16 protein-coding genes are annotated in these 17,617 nt (G+C 28.7%); 7 read left to right on the top strand and 9 right to left on the bottom strand.

The features are described from left to right. Nucleotides 1–184: 184 nt before the first annotated feature. Entirely contained in the window at nt 185–949 is a 765-nt protein-coding gene (locus HMPREF0202_RS10020) for an exodeoxyribonuclease III (RefSeq protein WP_023052509.1), read from the top strand. 14 nt (nt 950–963) lie between these two features. Here the strand turns inward: HMPREF0202_RS10020 and HMPREF0202_RS10015 are convergent, their stop codons facing one another. Together HMPREF0202_RS10015 and HMPREF0202_RS10010 are read right to left on the bottom strand one after the other, a co-directional pair. Further along, nucleotides 964–2,235, bottom strand: coding sequence for an APC family permease (locus HMPREF0202_RS10015; RefSeq protein ID WP_023052508.1), 1,272 nt, complete (start codon nt 2,233–2,235; stop codon nt 964–966). Nucleotides 2,236–2,237: 2 nt separating this feature from the next. Next, nucleotides 2,238–2,969, bottom strand: coding sequence for a gamma-glutamyl-gamma-aminobutyrate hydrolase family protein (locus HMPREF0202_RS10010; RefSeq protein ID WP_023052507.1), 732 nt, complete (start codon nt 2,967–2,969; stop codon nt 2,238–2,240). A 118-nt stretch (nt 2,970–3,087) separates the two neighbouring features. On the opposite strand from HMPREF0202_RS10010, the gene HMPREF0202_RS10005 reads away from it, so the two are divergent. Next, nucleotides 3,088–4,371 carry an MFS transporter gene (locus tag HMPREF0202_RS10005; RefSeq protein WP_023052506.1) on the top strand — a complete coding sequence of 428 codons (1,284 nt, stop codon included), beginning with the start codon at nt 3,088–3,090 and terminating at the stop codon, nt 4,369–4,371. A gap of 43 nt (nt 4,372–4,414) precedes the next feature. Here the strand turns inward: HMPREF0202_RS10005 and HMPREF0202_RS10000 are convergent, their stop codons facing one another. The 4 genes from HMPREF0202_RS10000 to HMPREF0202_RS09985 all read right to left on the bottom strand — a co-directional run bounded on the left by HMPREF0202_RS10000 (nt 4,415) and on the right by HMPREF0202_RS09985 (nt 7,768). Then, complete coding sequence (locus HMPREF0202_RS10000) at nt 4,415–5,050, bottom strand: hypothetical protein (protein WP_023052505.1); 636 nt, start codon at nt 5,048–5,050, stop codon at nt 4,415–4,417. A 76-nt stretch (nt 5,051–5,126) separates the two neighbouring features. Beyond that, nucleotides 5,127–5,321 (bottom strand): hypothetical protein, encoded by a 195-nt coding sequence (locus tag HMPREF0202_RS09995; protein WP_023052504.1) that lies wholly within the window; start codon nt 5,319–5,321, stop codon nt 5,127–5,129. Nucleotides 5,322–5,401: 80 nt separating this feature from the next. Beyond that, nucleotides 5,402–6,589 (bottom strand): sodium/glutamate symporter, encoded by a 1,188-nt coding sequence (gene gltS / locus HMPREF0202_RS09990; protein WP_023052503.1) that lies wholly within the window; start codon nt 6,587–6,589, stop codon nt 5,402–5,404. A 246-nt stretch (nt 6,590–6,835) separates the two neighbouring features. Beyond that, nucleotides 6,836–7,768 carry a nucleoside hydrolase gene (locus tag HMPREF0202_RS09985; RefSeq protein WP_040407208.1) on the bottom strand — a complete coding sequence of 311 codons (933 nt, stop codon included), beginning with the start codon at nt 7,766–7,768 and terminating at the stop codon, nt 6,836–6,838. A gap of 133 nt (nt 7,769–7,901) precedes the next feature. On the opposite strand from HMPREF0202_RS09985, the gene HMPREF0202_RS09980 reads away from it, so the two are divergent. Continuing rightward, entirely contained in the window at nt 7,902–9,410 is a 1,509-nt protein-coding gene (locus HMPREF0202_RS09980; RefSeq protein WP_023052501.1) for a DUF1846 domain-containing protein, read from the top strand. Nucleotides 9,411–9,451: 41 nt separating this feature from the next. Here HMPREF0202_RS09980 and HMPREF0202_RS09975 read toward each other — a convergent pair whose 3' ends face one another. Continuing rightward, nucleotides 9,452–10,201, bottom strand: a complete 750-nt coding sequence (locus HMPREF0202_RS09975) for a hypothetical protein (protein ID WP_040407205.1) — start codon at nt 10,199–10,201, stop codon at nt 9,452–9,454. A 144-nt stretch (nt 10,202–10,345) separates the two neighbouring features. On the opposite strand from HMPREF0202_RS09975, the gene HMPREF0202_RS09970 reads away from it, so the two are divergent. Next, nucleotides 10,346–11,089 (top strand): DUF4396 domain-containing protein, encoded by a 744-nt coding sequence (locus HMPREF0202_RS09970; RefSeq protein WP_023052499.1) that lies wholly within the window; start codon nt 10,346–10,348, stop codon nt 11,087–11,089. A gap of 23 nt (nt 11,090–11,112) precedes the next feature. On the opposite strand, the gene HMPREF0202_RS09965 is transcribed toward HMPREF0202_RS09970, so the two are convergent. Further along, complete coding sequence (locus tag HMPREF0202_RS09965; RefSeq protein ID WP_040407203.1) at nt 11,113–11,940, bottom strand: mechanosensitive ion channel family protein; 828 nt, start codon at nt 11,938–11,940, stop codon at nt 11,113–11,115. Nucleotides 11,941–12,084: 144 nt separating this feature from the next. Here HMPREF0202_RS09965 and HMPREF0202_RS09960 point away from each other — a divergent pair, with 144 nt between their 5' ends. From HMPREF0202_RS09960 to mobB, 3 genes are read left to right on the top strand one after another with little or no spacing between them, the layout of a single operon-like run. Further along, on the top strand, nt 12,085–13,464 hold the full coding sequence (locus tag HMPREF0202_RS09960; protein WP_023052497.1) for a TldD/PmbA family protein: 1,380 nt from the start codon (nt 12,085–12,087) through the stop codon (nt 13,462–13,464). Then, nucleotides 13,464–14,804 (top strand): TldD/PmbA family protein, encoded by a 1,341-nt coding sequence (locus HMPREF0202_RS09955; protein WP_023052496.1) that lies wholly within the window; start codon nt 13,464–13,466, stop codon nt 14,802–14,804. The genes HMPREF0202_RS09960 and HMPREF0202_RS09955 overlap by 1 nt, the downstream gene beginning before the upstream one ends. A 25-nt stretch (nt 14,805–14,829) precedes the next feature. Further along, nucleotides 14,830–15,915 carry a molybdopterin-guanine dinucleotide biosynthesis protein B gene (gene mobB / locus HMPREF0202_RS14790; protein WP_023052495.1) on the top strand — a complete coding sequence of 362 codons (1,086 nt, stop codon included), beginning with the start codon at nt 14,830–14,832 and terminating at the stop codon, nt 15,913–15,915. A gap of 55 nt (nt 15,916–15,970) precedes the next feature. Here mobB and gad read toward each other — a convergent pair whose 3' ends face one another. Next, nucleotides 15,971–17,431 carry a glutamate decarboxylase gene (gad, locus tag HMPREF0202_RS09945; protein WP_023052494.1) on the bottom strand — a complete coding sequence of 487 codons (1,461 nt, stop codon included), beginning with the start codon at nt 17,429–17,431 and terminating at the stop codon, nt 15,971–15,973. Nucleotides 17,432–17,617: the final 186 nt, after the last annotated feature.

The raw sequence follows: 17,617 nt of genomic DNA, 5'->3' as shown, positions 1-17,617 counted from the left end.
CAGGTGCGCTACCGGACTGCGCTATATTCCGAACTATTTTGTTTTCGTAGCTGGTTGCTTGCTACATAATTATAGTATCATAAAATATTATTTATGTCAACAAACTTTTTTATTTTTTTTATTTTTTTATTTTGTGATATAATCACTAGTAGATAATTTTGAACTAATTATACGGAGGTTATATATGAAAAAATTAATTTCTTGGAATGTTAATGGATTTAGAGCTGTTCTTCAAAAAAATTTTTTAGAATACTTTAATTCAATCGATGCTGATATTTTTTGTTTACAAGAAATAAAACTTCAAGAGGGACAAGTTGATTTCAATCCAGAAGGATACAACTGCTATTGGAACTATGCTGAAAAAAAAGGTTATTCAGGAACAGCTATATTTACAAAAGAAATTCCAGTATCTGTATCATATGATATAGGTATAGACCATCATGATAAAGAGGGAAGAGTTATTACCTTAGAATTTAAAGATTACTATCTAGTAAATGTTTATACTCCTAACTCACAAACTGAATTAGCTAGATTAGAATATAGAATGACTTGGGAAGATGATTTTAGAAACTATCTTTTAAATTTAGATTCAAAAAAACCTGTAATTCTTTGTGGAGATTTAAATGTTGCACATACTGAAATTGATTTAAAAAACCCAAAATCAAATAAAACAAATGCAGGATTTACTGTTGAAGAAAGAAATAAATTTAGTGAACTACTTGAAAGTGGATTTGTAGACAGTTTTAGATATTTACATCCAGATGCTATTGAAAAATACTCTTGGTGGTCATACAGATTCAGCGCTCGAAAAAATAATGCTGGTTGGAGAATAGATTACTTTGTAGTTTCTAATAAAATAAAAGATAAAATTGTTGAAGCAAATATTCATAACGATATTTTGGGCTCTGATCATTGCCCTGTAGAACTTATAATAAAAGAGCTCTCTTAATTGAGAGCCCTTTTTTATTTTGAATATTTCTTCATAAAGAAATAGATTGGTATTCCTAAAATAAGCCCACCTAATCCTATTAAAATCTTTTCTATATCTGAGTTATATACTAACCAACAACTAACCACAATAGCAAAAATTGGAATTACTGGACCAAAGGGTACTCTAAATGTTCTCACTAAATCAGGTCTTTTTTTTCTCAATACCGGAATCGCTAAGCAAGTTGGTAAATATTGAACAAATCTTGAAATTACACTAATTGCTGCTAACTTTACAAAACTTCCTGATAAAGCTATCAGTAGAGCTAAAATAACTGTTATTATTATGGCTATAGTTGGAGTTCCATATCGACCATTTTTTGCTATTACTCTTGGTAAGATTCCATCCTCTGCAAGAGCTACTCCACACCTAGGAGTAACAAAAGATGCAGCTATATTTATTCCTCCAATAGATACTAAAGTTCCTGCTGTTATTAATAAAGCACCAGCTTCTCCCATAAAATTTCCCGCCGCCTGAGCTATTGGAGTCAAACTAGTTGATAAATCTTTTCCTAAAACACCTATAGAAACCATTAATATTAAAATATAAAAAATTGAAACTATAAGCATTACAGTTATTGTAGCTATAGGTAAGTCTTTTTCTGGGTTATGCATATCTTCTGCGGCTACAGCAATTGATTCAAATCCAGTAAAAGCATAAAACATTAACAAAGCTGCTGGTGCAAAATTTACCTCTTCTGAAGTTGTCAAAATATTAAAAGGCACAAAATTACTGCCTTTTATAAAAAAGATTCCAACAGCTATAAATATTATTAAAGGAATTAACTTTCCTAAAGTTATTATATTATTTAACAGCTTTGATATTTTAACACCTAAAATATTAACTACTCCTAATCCACATATAATAATGGCTATTATTATATCCTTTGTCATAGTTTCTTTTGCTGGCTCCCACACATCACCTAAAGCTTGAACAAATCCTGCAGCCATTGCAGCCCAAGCTATTATAGCAATGGCCCATTTCATAAATCCCACTTCAAATCCTACAAATTCTCCAAAAGCCTCTTTTGCATAAATGTATGGACCACCATTTCTTTTAAACATTCCACTAGCTTCAGCAAAGCATAAAGCTATACTTAAAACTAATATCATATCAAATAAAATTACAAATATACTTCCTGTTCCTACTAAACTATATGCTTTATTTGGCAGTAAAAATATTCCTGATCCGATTATTGAATTTATTCCTAATAAAACAATACTCCAAAATCCAAGTTTACTTTTCATAATTACTCCTTATTAGAAATACTAATAAAATAATTAAACAATCGCTGCATCAATCCATTTGTTTTACTCAACATTTCAGGATGCCATTGAATTGCTAGTATATTTTTTTCTCTCATTTCAATACCTTCAATAACTCCATCCTTAGAAAGAGCTGTGATTTTCATTCCAACTGCTACATCTTTTATTGCCATATGATGAAAACTATTTACTAAAATCTTATCTTTTTTTAATATCTCATATAATAATGATTCTTTATTTATTTCAACTGTGTGTGTTTCTAAATTTGGTTTTACTTTTTGATTGTGCCTAATATTACTATCTTTTTTTAAAGATAAATCTTGATATAAAGTTCCTCCAAAATATACATTTAAAATTTGCTCTCCTCTACAAATTCCTAAAATTGGTTTTTCCTCTTCTAACATATTTTCAATTAAAAGAAATTCAAATCGATCTCTTTTAGGAAAAGTTTCTCCCAATTCTTTTATAGGTTCCTCCTCCCATAAAAGTGGATTTACATCGTGTCCTCCTGATAGTATTAAACAATCAATATTCCGAGTATACTCCTTAATAAGTTCTTCATCATCAGTAACCGGTATTATATATGGTACTCCTCCGGCTCTAATTACAGACTCTACATAATCATTATTCACATATGCTCTCTCATACCCTGGAAAATTCCCACTATTATCAACTATAATGCTTCCTGAAATTCCAATTATTGGTTTTAGTTTCATTTCATCATCTCCTTTTATCTATTTTTCATTTTTACTTTTTTATTTCCTTTTAAATTTAAAAGGAATCTCTCTTTTTTTTAGTAAATCTAATTACAAACTACAACAGGGGGTAATATTTATGTTTCGTGATTCTTATGATAAAAATAAATTCCTTATAACTGTTGAGGGTATGAGTGCTAATATGCTTTCTCTGGGAATTCAAGGATTTGCTCTTACTGCTCTGGCTCTATACTTTAAATGTGAACCATTTTGGATATCTGTTATCGCAACGTTACCTTTAGGTCTACAACTACTTCAAATCTTTTTAGGAACATATTATAAACTTTTTAAAACAAAAAAAAGAGCCTTACTATTTAGTGCCGCTGCAGCTAGAATTCCAATGTGTTTTTTATTTTTTATCGTACTTTTTGATAAAATAGATTATCGACTCCTCGTTGGAATAGTTTTTATTTATTCAGTCTTTTCGGCTTTTGTAAGCGGAATCTGGACAAGCTCAGTTGGAGATATTATTAAAAAAGAAGATCGTGGAACTTTTTTTTCTAGACGTTTTACTTTAATTTCCATGTCAACTGTAGTTTTTTCATATATAGTTTCAAAATCTTTAAACTACACTCCTGGAAAAACAAGCATTTTAGTATTAACTTTTATAATTGCCATTGCTGCTATCACAACACTAGTTCTACTTTACTTTCATGAAATACCAAATTTTAAAGAAAATCAAATAAGTTTTTCTATAAAAAAACCATTAAAAGACAGTAATTTTTTTAATTTTTTAATGTTTATAGCTATGTGGAATTTTTCTATTGAATTTACAAAACCATATTTTTATTATTTTGCTGTTGTTGATTTAAATGCTTCATATAATATTCTAGGTTTATCTAGCTCTTTAACTGCCATATTATCTATTATTGCATTTTTTATTTATGGAAAATTAGTTGAGAGAATTGGATATAAAAAACTTTTATCTTTCGGAATTGCTGTTTCTAGCTATGTTGTTATCTTTTACTTTTTAATGACTAAAGAAACTGTCAATAGCTTAATTATGTTAGATGCTATTGGAACTGCTGTTGGATGGTCAGCTATAAATCTCTCTTTATTTAGTTTACTTTTAGAGTTATCATCACCTGATAGAGATTCTTATACTGCAGCTTACTCCTTGTCTGTAGGAGTTATGGGCCTAACAGGAGCCTTTTTAGGAGGACACTTAGCCAACTTTTTACAAGGTAAGACTATTTTAATTTTTGGTGATTCTTATGCTGGATTAAAGCTTATGTTTTTTATAAGTTTATTTTTAAGATTTTATTGTATGCTTCTTCTTACAAAAGTTAGAGCCTATCAAAAAAATCTTTACTATCCTGGATTATATCCATCTATTATTTACTTACTTAGAAATAGAAGATAAAAAAAAGCTCCCTTCAGATTAAAATCTGTTAGGAGCTTTTTTATTATTTATTACTCTTTAAACAAAACTCTTCAAAATGAGGAAGTGTTAAACACCAATCACAGAAATTTCCCCAATCTTCTTTTAATTTGTGATATCTTCTTTGAAGATATATTGTCTTTAACTGTAAATACGATGTTGTAACTCTCATTGTTTGCTCTAGTCCCATTGGACAGTTAGAAATTATTTTCATATAAATTTCATATTTTGTATAGATTTTTCCATCTATCTCTACCTCTTTTTGCTCTTTCTCAAAAGAGTTAAAAATTTCAATCCATCTATTTAAGTTTTCAATAACTACATCATCTACATATTCATTACAAGACTTCTTCAAATCCATTTTTGTTAATCTATGCATTTTTGATGTTGATGATACTATATCAGCAAAGTGATATCTTTGAAATTGTGGTGTCCAATAGTTTGGATATGTTATATCAAACTGAACTATTATACCTTTTAGAAAATTATCATGTCCTGTTCCTGTTGGTACATTTCCTAATTTCCCTGCTCTTTTAAAATCTTTTTCATCTAAATTTGGAGTTTCATCCCACTCCTCTATTGATTCGGCTATCATTGGATATCCGCTAGCTATTAAACTTTCTTCTAGTCCATATACTCTATCATTAAATATTTTAAGCACGACATACCTCCATAAAACTTTTTATAAATTATATCATACTTTTTTTTTTAATGCATTTAAAATATCTAAACCCATCTTAAACGTCTTTTATATTTACCCATTCTATTTGATCATTTTTTCTTTTAATCTCTTCTACAGCTTTATCTCTAGCTTCGCTCTCTTTTATTTCCTCATCAACCTTCTTCAACTCCGCTAATAATTTATGAAGTTCTTCAGTTTTTTCAACTTTTAATTTTTCCTCTACTTTTGATATTGCTTGTTTTAATTTCATAAAATCCACCTCCTAATTTCTATTATGTTTCTTCTTAATTTTTTTAAAATTCCTTTAATTTTTAGAAGGTGTTTTCATAATTAATGTAAAATATTCATAAATAAAGTTATTATTCCAGCATTAAAGAAATCTATAAATAATCCTCCTACAATTGGAATAACAAAGAACGCTTTTGGTGATGGAAAATATTTTGCTGTTAAGGCTTCCATATTTGCTAAAGCCTTTGGTGTTGTTCCAAAACCACATCCACAATGTCCACTTGTCATAACAACTGCATCGTAATCCTTTCCTGTTAATCTAAATGTAATAAAGTATGCAAATACTCCTATTAATATTGTCTGCGCAACTAACATTATCACTAAAGGCAATGCTAATCCCTGTAATTCCCATAGTTTAAAACTCATTAAAGTCATTGAAAGGAATATTGTTAATGTAAATCCACCTATTATATTTATAATATCTAAATGAACCTCATATGCTCCAGTAAAATCTGAAATATTTCTGATTAAAGCTGCTGCAAACATAGCTCCTATATATGATGGAAGAACTATTCCAGCTTTTGATAAATAGTTAGAAATTAAACTTCCTATTCCCATTGCCATTATTATTTGGAAAGAAGCTGTAGAAACATGTTTTGGATCTAATGGTGTTTTCTTCTCTTCATCTGAATCATACATTCCAACTCCATCTCTCTTTTCTAAAAGATTGTGTTTTTTTATCAATCTATTAGCTAGAGGTCCTGATATTAAACTTCCAACTATCAAAGCATACGTTGCAGTAGCCATTGCAACTACTGTTGCTCCCTCTGCTCCATAACTTTCTAATATAGGAGCAAAAGCTCCAGCTGTTCCTGGTCCTCCAGTCGTTGACATCGATCCTGTCGCCAATCCTATTAATGGATTTAAATTTAAAATTTGTGCTAACCCTACTCCTAAAACATTTTGTGATATTGCTAATCCTACTGAAGCTATTAAAAACATAAATACAGGCATCCCTGCCTTCTTTAATAATTTTAAACTCGCAGAATATCCAACTGTTGTAAAAAATGCAATCATAAATATATTTCTTAAAGAGTCCTCGAATATAAAATTAAACATACCTGTTTTATATCCAATAAATGTAATTACAGAAAATGCTGTTCCTCCTGTAACTGATTCAGGAATACAATTTTCCTTTAAAAATTTGAAGTTGTGATTTAAAAATTTTCCTATATACAATACAACAACTGCCATTGCTATAGTCTGAATTGTTGATAACTCAATTGTCATCTTAATACCTCCTGTTAATGTTTATAAAGTGTGCGTGTTTTTCGATTATAGCACCTAATTATTGTTTTTGAAATAGAATATATAAATAATTTAAATAATTAATTATTTAATTCATTGATATATCGCCAAAAAATGTGAAAAAAATAACTCGAAAAAATTAAAAGTATTACTTCATTATACTATTTTTTATAAAAAATGCCAAATAAAAAAACCAAAGCTAACTTCTTTGGTTTTTTCTAATTACTATTATTTTAAAATTTCTACAGAATTTTTTATAAGTTTTATAAATTCCTCTCTATTAATTTCATTTAAAACTAATGCATTCTTCTCTTTTCCAAGTTTATCTCTATAGTCTATTATTGTTTCACCATAAGTAAATTCACCTTTTAACTCTGTTCCTAAAAATACGTGTTGCCCTTTAAATATATTTGGATTTAACAAATATGCAATTGTACAAGGATCATGCATAGGAACCTCTGTTTTTTGGTAAAATTCTTTATAGAAATCAAGAGCATTTTTTATTGCTCCATGAGCTACTTCAGCTGCTAATCCTCCAATTTCTCCTATCTCTTGTAATTCTTTTTCAGTTACAAAAGCTTTCATTGTTACATCTAACGGACATAAAATAATTTCAACTCCTGATTTAAAAACAATATCTGCAGCTTCTGCATCAACATAAATATTAAATTCTGCTGAAGGAGTGACATTTCCACCAATTGATGATCCTCCCATTATTACAAATTTTTCTATCTTTGATTTTAATTCTGGATACATCATCAAAAATACAGCTATATTTGTCATTGGTCCAGTTATTACTATAGTTATTTTCTCTTCGTTTTCTCTTAAAGTTTGAGCAATAAATTCAACTGCATTTATGCTTTCAATTACTTTTCCCTTTTCAGGTAAAACTACACATCCTAGTCCAGTTTCACCATGTACTTCTGGAGCTGTAACTATAGTTTTAAATAATGGTTTTTCACAACCTTTTGCAACTTTAATCTCTGGTCTAAAAGCTCCTACTAACTTTCTTGCATTCTCTGTTGTATTATTTATATGAACATTTCCTGCTGAAACTGTAACTCCTTTTATATCTAATTTATCACTAGCAAAAGCTAAAAGTAAAGCTATTGTATCGTCACATCCTGGATCACAATCTATTATTATTGGTAACTTTTTCATCTCATCCTCCGTCAAAATTTTTATAATTATATCATAAAAAAATATTTTTAAGCTAGATTTTTTTTTTATATCATGCTATGATATAGAGTCAGGAATAGCTCTGACAAATATGAAAAAAATGAAGGAGTGAGTCATGAAAATAGGTTTTGATCACAATAAATATCTAGAGGAACAATCGAAATATATCCTAGAAAGAGTTAATAATTTTGACAAATTATATCTTGAGTTTGGTGGTAAACTGTTATTTGACTTACATGCAAAAAGAGTTTTACCGGGGTTTGACGAAAACGCAAAAATCAAATTACTTCAAAAATTAAAAGAAAAAGTTGAAGTTATAATCTGTGTTTATGCTGGAGATATTGAAAGAAACAAAATTAGAGGAGATTTCGGTATCACATATGATATGGATGTATTCAGATTAATTGATGATTTAAGAGAACGTGAACTAGAAGTAAATAGTGTTGTTATTACAAGATATGACGACCAACCATCTACATCTCTTTTTATAACAAAGCTTGAAAGAAGAGGAATTAAAGTTTACAAACATAGAGCTACAAAAGGATATCCTACTGATGTTGATACTATTGTTAGTGAAGAAGGATATGGAAAAAATCCATTTATCGAGACAACTAAGCCAATTGTTGTTGTTACTGCTCCAGGACCTGGAAGTGGAAAATTAGCTACTTGTTTAAGTCAACTTTATCATGAAAATAAAAGAGGAAATGCTGTTGGATATTCAAAATTTGAAACTTTCCCTGTTTGGAACGTACCTTTAAAGCATCCTTTAAATATAGCTTATGAAGCTGCTACTGTGGATTTAAAAGACGTTAACATGATTGACTCATTCCATCTTGAAGCATATGGTGAGACTGCTGTTAACTACAACAGAGATATTGAAGCTTTCCCTGTATTAAAAAGAATTATTGAGAAAATAACAAATAAAGAATCAATCTATAAATCTCCAACTGACATGGGAGTTAATAGAGTAGGTTTTGGAATCACTGATGATGAAGTTGTTAGAGAAGCTTCTAAACAAGAGATTATCAGAAGATATTTTAAAACTGGATGTGAATATAAAAAAGGATATGTTGATAAAGAAACTTTCCAAAGAGCTAAACTTATAATGGAAGAGCTAGATTTAAAAGAGAGTGATCGAAAAGTAGTTACTGCTGCTAGAGAACATTTAGATAAGCAAAAACAAGCTTGTGAAAAGAACGAACTTTTATCATCTGTAGCTATGGAGCTTTCAAATGAAATGATTTTTACAGGTAAAAAATCTAATGTTTTAGATGCTTCATCAGCTGTTTTAATAAACGCTCTAAAAGCTATCGCTGGAATTAACGATAATATCCACTTAATATCTCCAACTATAATTGAAGATATTACAAAATTAAAGAAAAATACATTACAAAGTAAAAATTTAGGATTAGATTGTGAAGAGATGTTAATCGCTCTTACTATTTCAGCTACAACTAACCCTATGGCTCAAGCTGCTCTTGATCAACTTCCTATGTTAAAAGGAGCACAACTTCACTCAACTACTATTTTAGGAAAAGGTGACGAGCAAACATTAAGAAAACTTGGTGTTGATGTAACATCAGATCCAGTATTCCCAACTGAGAATTTATATTATAACGAATAATTATTATATAAATAGCAGAGTTTGTAAACTCTGCTATTTTTTTATCCTATAAATATTGGTTTAACCGCTTTTTCTATTATCTCTACTCCCATACGCTTAGTTATTTTTTCAAAGAAAAATGATTTACTTAAATTTCCCATTACAATAAAATCAAATTCATTCATTTTTTGAAAAAATTCATCTTTAGTATTAAAATGTTGATTAAACATCTCTACTTTTACTTCAATACCTTTCCGTTTTAATAATTCAAGTAAATGATTTTCTTGGTATTTATAATTCCAACTTAATAATGTAACATTTTTTATTTGAGGAAAATCTCTTATAAAACTATTTATACTTTTATTAATCTTAACTCCATCGTCTGAAATTATTACAACATTTTTAAATGTTGATACATTTTTATTTACAATAATAACAGGCTTATATACAATTTTTAATATATCTAAAAAATCTTCATCTAAATATTCAGTTTCCTCTACCATTAAACAATCTACCTTTTTTAAATATTCCTGAATTATATCTTTATTTATCCCTATTTCAACTACAAGTTCCTCTTCTACTCCCTCTTTTAATAGTAAACTTTTTAAATCTTCAATATATTCATCCTCATATTCTTTTAAAATATCCATTGTCATGCTTGGGCTTAAAAATGTAACTCCTGTAGGAACTCTTAACTCTTTTACATAAAGTGGTAATATTTCAAAATTAAATCTTTTTTTTAATGACTTAAAATTTTCGATAGCTAGTTTTGCATCATTATAATATTTGAATAACACTAACATTTTCTCCATAAAGCCCTCCTTATTCATTAATGAGTATTTATGTTTACTTTAATTTTATAATTTATCCTTTATTTATCTCTATTTTTTAAAGGAAATCATATTTTCTTTATGTATTTAATTACTGAATAATAATTTTTTTAGGTGGTGATTTAATTGTTTAATATTGTTTCTAAATTTTTTATCGTTATTGGTATTCTTTCTGCACTAAGTATTACTATCGATATTTTAAAACATCCACAAAAAGAGATGCCTATTATGAATTTAGTTTGGCCTATTAATGGTTTGTGGGCTGGTCTTTTTGGAGTTTGGGCATATTTTACTATTGGAAAAAATAGAAAAATGGATATGAGTGGTATGGATATGAAAGATATGGACATGAGTAATATGAAAATGGATGACATGGATATGAGTGATATGAAAATGGATAACATGAATACGAAAGATCATAAATATTCAAGCTTTTGGCAAGGAGTTGTTGCTGATACTCTTCATTGCGGAGCTGGTTGTTCTTTAGCTGATTTAATTGGGCCATGGTTATTCTTAATGTTTCCGTTCACTTTATTTAATAATTATACTTTTGGTGAATGGACATTAGATTATTTTTTAGCTTTATTAACTGGTGTTACTTTTCAATATGCTGCTATCTCTCCTATGATGAATGAAAAAGGTGTTAAAATTTGGTTAAGAGCTCTTAAAATAGATTTTCTTTCTCTTACTTCATGGCAAATCGGTATGTATGGTTGGATGGCTCTCGTTACATTTGTTTGGCTTGGTCGTCTTTCTCCTACAACTCCTGAGTTTTGGTTTATGATGCAAATTGCTATGTGTTGTGGATTTATAACTGCTTATCCTGTAAATTGGTGGTTAGTAAAAGTTGGAATAAAAATGGGAATGTAAAAAAAATACCTTTAAGATAACTCTTAAAGGTATTTTTTTATTTCATATGATTGATATGGAATTCTTATTCCCTCTTTATCAAATCTTTTTTTAACTTCCTCTTGAATATCAGCATTTAAATCTCTAAAGTTTTCCTTTAAAGTCCAAACTCTTACAATAAATTCTGATGCTATTGGTGTCTCTTTTGCAAATTTAACAAATATGTCTTTATCCTTTAAAACTGCTGGATGGCTATTTACTACATCAAGCAGTACTTCTCTTACCTTATCTATATTACACTTTTTATCTGCAAAGAATAAAAAGTCTGCTCTTCTTTGTGGATTAGCTGTAACTGTTGTAACTATTGATGACGATAATTTTCCATTTGGAACTATAATTTTTTTATTATCTACACTATTTAAAATAGTATATAAAAAACTTATTTTTTGAACAGCTCCTTCTGTTCCTGCAGCAATAATAAAATCTCCTTTTTTAAAAGGTTTTGATACTAAAATTTGTATTCCACCTGCTACATCTGATAAACTTCCCTTTAATGCTAATCCTATTCCAACACCCACTGATCCAATCAATGCTATAATAGAAGTAGTTTTTAAACCTAAAATTTCTAATAAATTTAAAAAATAAAAAATTATTACCATTAATCTCGTTGCTGTTAATAAAAAATTTACTAATAATTCATCTAAAGTACTTTTTCTCAATATCTTTTTTAATGAACCTACTAAAAATTCCTTAACTGGATTGTATGTAAAATAAAGTATTAACAGATATATCGCTTTTTTTAAAAGCATTGGAGAATATTTTGCTATATACAGTATAACTTCATCTGACATATTCCCTAAAAAATTTTCCATAAAAATTTCCTCCATTTTATTATTTATTGAAGTATTATACTATATTTTCATTTTTTTTTCCATCTTATACCTTAATTATTTCTTCTATCTAAAAAAAAATACATATGCTATACTCTAATAAAAACATCAAAAGGAGAAGTCTATATGATAGATAAGAGTTTAGTTGAAAATATATTAAATGAAGCACTTTCTACTGGTGGGGATTTTGCAGAAATTTTTGTTGAAAATAAAGTTGGTGATTCTTTCTATTTAGTTGATGGAAAAATTGAACAAGCTATTTCAGGAAAGGACTTTGGAATTGGTATAAGAATTTTCAAAGAATTATTTTCTGTTTATGCTTATACTAATGATATGAGCAAAGAAAATCTTATAAAAGTTGCAAAAAAAGCATCTCAAGCTATAAGAGGAACAAAAGAGGATATTACTATAAATCTTATTAAACAAGATATTGAAAATAAACATAAAATAATTTTAGCTCCTGGAAGTATTTTAAAAGATGATAAAATTTTAGTTATGAAAGATGCTTATAATGCTGCTAAAGAATATGACCAGTGCATAAGTCAAGTTAGAATAAACTATAGCGACTCTACACAAAATATTCTAGTTGCTAATTCTGAAGGTACTTGGGCTGAAGATACAAGAACTAGAAGCAGACTTGGAATTGAAAGTATTGCTTCTGATATGAATGATATGCAAACTGGTTCATATCGGCCTGGAGCTGCTAAAGGATTTGAATTTTTTAAAGAAATTGATATAAAGTCATACGCTAAAGAAGCTTCGAGAATCGCTAAAACCATGCTTGGTTCTAAATATGCTCCAAGTGGAAAAATGCCTGTTATTATTGAAAATGAATTTGGAGGAGTAATATTCCACGAGGCATGTGGACACGGACTTGAAGCTACAAGTGTTGCTAAAGGACTTTCTGTTTTTGCGGGAAAAATTGGTGAGCAAGTTGCTAGTAATATTGTTTCTGCAGTAGATGATGGAACTTTACCAAATGAATGGGGGTCTTCTAATATTGATGATGAAGGTACGCCTACAAGAAGAAATCTTTTAATTGAAAAAGGTATTTTAAAAGGATATATGGTAGACAAGTTAAATGGAAGAAGAATGGGTGTTGAAAGTACTGGAAGTGCTAGAAGAGAGTCTTATAAATATGCTCCTACATCTAGAATGACTAATACATTTATATTAAATGGAACTTCCTCTTTAGAAGATATGCTAGCTAATACTGAAGATGGAATCTATGCTAAATACATGGGTGGAGGTTCAGTTAATCCTAGTACAGGAGACTTTAATTTCTCTATTATGGAAGGGTATTTAATAAAAAATGGTAAAATTACAGAACCCGTTAGAGGTGCAACTTTAATCGGCAATGGACCTGAAGTTCTTCATAAAATAGATATGGTTGGAGATAATTTGGCTCATGGACAAGGAATGTGTGGATCTGTTTCTGGAAGCATCCCTGCTAATGTGGGACAGCCTAGAATTAAAATAAAAGATATTATAATTGGAGGAAGATAATGGACATAAAGTTATTTATAGATAAAGTTTTTGATACTGCTAAAAATATGAAACTAGATGATTTTGAAATTTATTTTACATCTTCTGAAAATGAAACTATTAAAGTTTTTAAAGGTGAAATTGATACTTATAGTAATTCACAAAATATGGGAATCTCTTTTAGAGTTAAAGTTAACGAAAAAATGGGATATTCTTATACGGAATCGATTGAAGAAGAGGATATTTTACCGCTTATAGAAAGAGCTATCTCTAATGCTAAAGTTATTGAGAATCTAGACATTATTGAAATATATGGAGAAAAAAGCATTTATGAAAAAATCGATTCTTTTAATCCAGCTCTAAAAGATATTACAGTTGATGCAAAAATCAATTTCTTATTAAAAGCTGAAAAAACAGCTTTAGAGTTAGATTCTAGAGTAAAAAGTGTTAATTACTGTGTTATTGGAAGTGGTTATGGAGAAAACATCATAAAGAACTCTAAAGGATTAGATCTTTATCATAATGGAAACTCTATCTATGCTTATATAGCTGTTGTAGTTCAAGATGGTGATTCTATTAAAAATGATTCAGCATATATTGTAACTAAAGATTTTTCAAATATGGATCCTATTAAACTTGCTACTGAAGCCGTTACTAAAGCTTTAAATAAATTAAATTCAATCTCTATAGATAGCAAACCTTATGATGTTATTATTGAAAACGATGCTTTTGCAGATCTTCTAGGAGCTATGAGTGGAATTTTTTCTGGAGAAGCTGTTCAAAAAGGAGTTTCTAAGTTAAAAGGTAAAATAGGAGAAGTTGTTGCTAATTCTATTGTCACAATAACTGATAATCCTCATCTTAAGGATGGTTACGGTAGTGCTCCTTTTGATGCAGAAGGAGTTCCTACTCAATGTAAACACCTTATTGAAGATGGTATTTTAAAAACATATCTTCACAATCTGAAAACTGCTAAAAAAGATAATGTTAAAACAACAGGAAATGCAGCTAAAGGTGGGTATAAAGGAACAATGGGAATTTCAGCATTCAATCTTTATTTAGAAAAAGGTAATCAATCTTTCCAAGAACTTTTAGACAAATTACAAAATGGAGTTTTAATTACAGGTTTTTCTGGTTTACACTCTGGATTAAACTCTATATCGGGAGATTTTTCTCTAGCTACAGAAGGATTTTTAATTGAAAATGGGGCTATTACAAAACCTTTAAATCAAATTACTTCAGCTGGAAATTTTTTCGATCTTTTAAAAAATATAGAATATATTGGGAATGATTTAAAATTTAATCTATCTGGTGTTGGTTCTCCTTCACTTCTAATTAAAAATATAAGTATCTCATCATAATTATAACTCACAGGAGGTAACATATATGAATAAAATTGAAAATATTGATGCTCTAGTTTTAGCTGGAGGAAAAAGCTCAAGAATGAATTTTTTAGACAAAGCCTTACTTAAATATGATAAGAATAAAACTTTTTTAGAAAAAATAACTCAAGAATTAGATGACTTTGAAAATTTAATGGTTTCTATTAATAAAAATCAAAATTTTCTTATACCTAGAGGTACTATTATTACAGATACGATTGAAAATGCTGGACCTATTGAAGGAATTTATCAAGGGCTTATAAATACAAAATCAGATTTCATCTTTGTTACAACTTGTGATATGCCAAATATTACAAAAGAATTTATTAACTTTATATTACAATTTATTTCTCACGATTATGATGCTGTTATCATTAAAGATGGTAAAGGAAAAACATATCCTCTTTTTGGAATATATAATAAATCAGCATTAAGCACAATAGAAAGATCTATCATGGATAAAAATTATAGACTTCAAGAACTTCTTTCTGAATTAAATGTTAAATATATTAATTTATCCAATACAACTTTTGATTGTCAAAAACTTTTGAGAAGTATTGACACCCAAGAAGAATTAAAATTTAACTCTATTTTTATGGGAAATAAACCTTTTGTTGCTATTTGTGGTGCTAAAAATAGTGGTAAAACTCTTTTAATTGAAGAGCTGTTAAAACATTTTAATGATGCTGGATTCAAAGTAGCTACTATTAAGTTTGATTCTGATTATAATCTTGATGGATTAGATGAAGAGTTAAATAGATATAAAAAATCTGGAGCTAAAGGAAGTTTACTTTTCTCTAAAAATAGTTATATCCTTTTAAAAGATAGAGTTAACAATAATTTTTTTCAATATTTAAATTATTTTAAAGATTTTGATATTATTTTATTAGAGGATTTTAAGCATGAACCTTTTCCTAAAATTGAAATTTTAAAAGAAAGTATATCCTTAACACCTTCTTGTAATCCAACTAATCTATTATTTTATGTGAGTGATTCAAATAAAATATTAGAGGATAAATCTTTAAAATCTATAAATCTGAAAGATACTATTTCAATTTTTAAAGAAATTTTAAAAATTAGTAATCTTTAAATCTTTAAATAGAAAAACTGCATCCATTTATAAGGATGCAGTTTTTTTAATTATTTTATTTTTTTAATAATCTTTTTTCTGTATGTGAGTATCCTGCTACATGGTCCTCTGTTTTTTTAACCTCTTTTTTAACTGTGATATGTTGATCTAAATAATCTATTGATTCTTTCATATCTCTAAGTAATAAAGAAATTTGTTCCATACTTTGGTCAGCTCTTGCTAAAACTCTCATTATTGTTACATCTTCTAAATTCTTTGGTAATGGATATGCTGGTAATTGCCATCCATAATATCTTAATCTATCTGATAAATCATACTCTGTCCATGCTCTTTTTGGATCATCTTTTAACATCCAACATACAATTGGAATATTCTCTCCATTATTTAATATTTTAAATATTCCTAGTTTTTCTAATCCTTTTGCTAAGAATATACCTACATCTCTTGATTTTTCATGTACAGCCTTATATCCCTCTTTACCCCATCTTACAAAGTTGTAGTATTGAGCCCATATTTGACTTCCTGGTCTTGAGAAGTTTATTTGGAAAGTTGGTTCAAATGCTCCTAAATATGCTACTTTAAATAGTAACTCCTCTGGTAAATACTCCTTATCTCTCCACATTACCCATCCAAGTCCTGGATATACTAATCCAAATTTATGTCCTGATGTACTTATCGACACTACGTTTTTAAGTCTAAAGTCCCAAACTAATTCTGGGTTTACAAATGGTAAGTATAATCCTCCTGATGCAGCATCTACGTGGATTGGTACTGATAATTTTGCTGTTTTATTATATTCCTCTAACTCTTTATCAAGAGCAACTATATCATCAAATGTTCCTGTATAAGTTATTCCCATTATTGGTACTATACCTATAGTATATTCATCACATGCTGCTACCGCTTCTTTTGGATCAAGATATAATTCATCTAAAGATTTCATAGGAATCTCTCTTAATTCTACATCCCAATAAACACAGAATTTTTCCCAAACTACTTGGAACCCAGAACTTACTACTAAGTTTGGTTTTTTTGCATTTATATCTATACCTAAAGCCTGTGCTCTTTTTCTCCATCTAAATTTCATAGCCATTCCACCTAGCATACATGCTTCTGATGAACCAACTGTAGATGTTCCCATATATTCTTCTGTTTCTGGAGCATTCCATAAATTCGCTATTATATTTACACATCTTTTTTCAACTTCTGTTGTTTGTGGATACTCAGCCTTATCTATTGCGTTTGTTGCAATAGCATCAACCATTATTTGCTTTGCTTCTGGCTCCATATAAGTTTGTACAAATGTTGCTAAATTATATCTTGGATTTCCATCATGCATCATCTCATCTGATACTAATTGATATGCTATATTTGGATTAATTGCTTTTTCATTTATGCTCTCTCTTGGTAATACATGAGCTGATTCATAACTTCCAAATAAAGGTGTTGTTGAATTATCCGGAGTAAACATATACTCCTTTTCTTTTTCTTCTCCAACTTTTCTTCTGTGTAACATAAAAAAACCTCCTTATATCTTAAAATTCCTTAGTTTATCTTATATTTGAAACTCTGAAAAATTATTCGAATTAAGTTGAAGAAATCCTTTAATTTTAATTATAATTTATAAAAAAATATAAAAAAAAAAGCACTTACGTGCTTTTAAAATCTAAATGGTGCCGCTTATCGGAGTCGAACCAATCAC

It is taken from the genome of Cetobacterium somerae ATCC BAA-474, from assembly GCF_000479045.1.
Taxonomy (GTDB): domain Bacteria; phylum Fusobacteriota; class Fusobacteriia; order Fusobacteriales; family Fusobacteriaceae; genus Cetobacterium_A; species Cetobacterium_A somerae.
The sequence above is the reverse complement of the archived record's forward strand: the minus strand, read 5'-3'. Positions and strand labels throughout refer to the sequence as shown.

What these genes read in the sequence shown, in the direction of transcription:
- HMPREF0202_RS09975 (WP_040407205.1), bottom strand. Translation starts at nt 10,201, where the DNA reads ATGGAGAAAATGTTAGTGTTATTCAAATATTATAATGATGCAAAACTA.
- gad (WP_023052494.1), bottom strand. Translation starts at nt 17,431, where the DNA reads ATGTTACACAGAAGAAAAGTTGGAGAAGAAAAAGAAAAGGAGTATATG.
- mobB (WP_023052495.1), top strand. Translation starts at nt 14,830, where the DNA reads ATGAATAAAATTGAAAATATTGATGCTCTAGTTTTAGCTGGAGGAAAA.
- HMPREF0202_RS10010 (WP_023052507.1), bottom strand. Translation starts at nt 2,969, where the DNA reads ATGAAACTAAAACCAATAATTGGAATTTCAGGAAGCATTATAGTTGAT.
- HMPREF0202_RS10020 (WP_023052509.1), top strand. Translation starts at nt 185, where the DNA reads ATGAAAAAATTAATTTCTTGGAATGTTAATGGATTTAGAGCTGTTCTT.
- gltS (WP_023052503.1), bottom strand. Translation starts at nt 6,589, where the DNA reads ATGACAATTGAGTTATCAACAATTCAGACTATAGCAATGGCAGTTGTT.
- HMPREF0202_RS09995 (WP_023052504.1), bottom strand. Translation starts at nt 5,321, where the DNA reads ATGAAATTAAAACAAGCAATATCAAAAGTAGAGGAAAAATTAAAAGTT.
- HMPREF0202_RS09965 (WP_040407203.1), bottom strand. Translation starts at nt 11,940, where the DNA reads ATGGAAAATTTTTTAGGGAATATGTCAGATGAAGTTATACTGTATATA.
- HMPREF0202_RS10015 (WP_023052508.1), bottom strand. Translation starts at nt 2,235, where the DNA reads ATGAAAAGTAAACTTGGATTTTGGAGTATTGTTTTATTAGGAATAAAT.
- HMPREF0202_RS09980 (WP_023052501.1), top strand. Translation starts at nt 7,902, where the DNA reads ATGAAAATAGGTTTTGATCACAATAAATATCTAGAGGAACAATCGAAA.
- HMPREF0202_RS10005 (WP_023052506.1), top strand. Translation starts at nt 3,088, where the DNA reads ATGTTTCGTGATTCTTATGATAAAAATAAATTCCTTATAACTGTTGAG.
- HMPREF0202_RS09955 (WP_023052496.1), top strand. Translation starts at nt 13,464, where the DNA reads ATGGACATAAAGTTATTTATAGATAAAGTTTTTGATACTGCTAAAAAT.
- HMPREF0202_RS09960 (WP_023052497.1), top strand. Translation starts at nt 12,085, where the DNA reads ATGATAGATAAGAGTTTAGTTGAAAATATATTAAATGAAGCACTTTCT.
- HMPREF0202_RS09985 (WP_040407208.1), bottom strand. Translation starts at nt 7,768, where the DNA reads ATGAAAAAGTTACCAATAATAATAGATTGTGATCCAGGATGTGACGAT.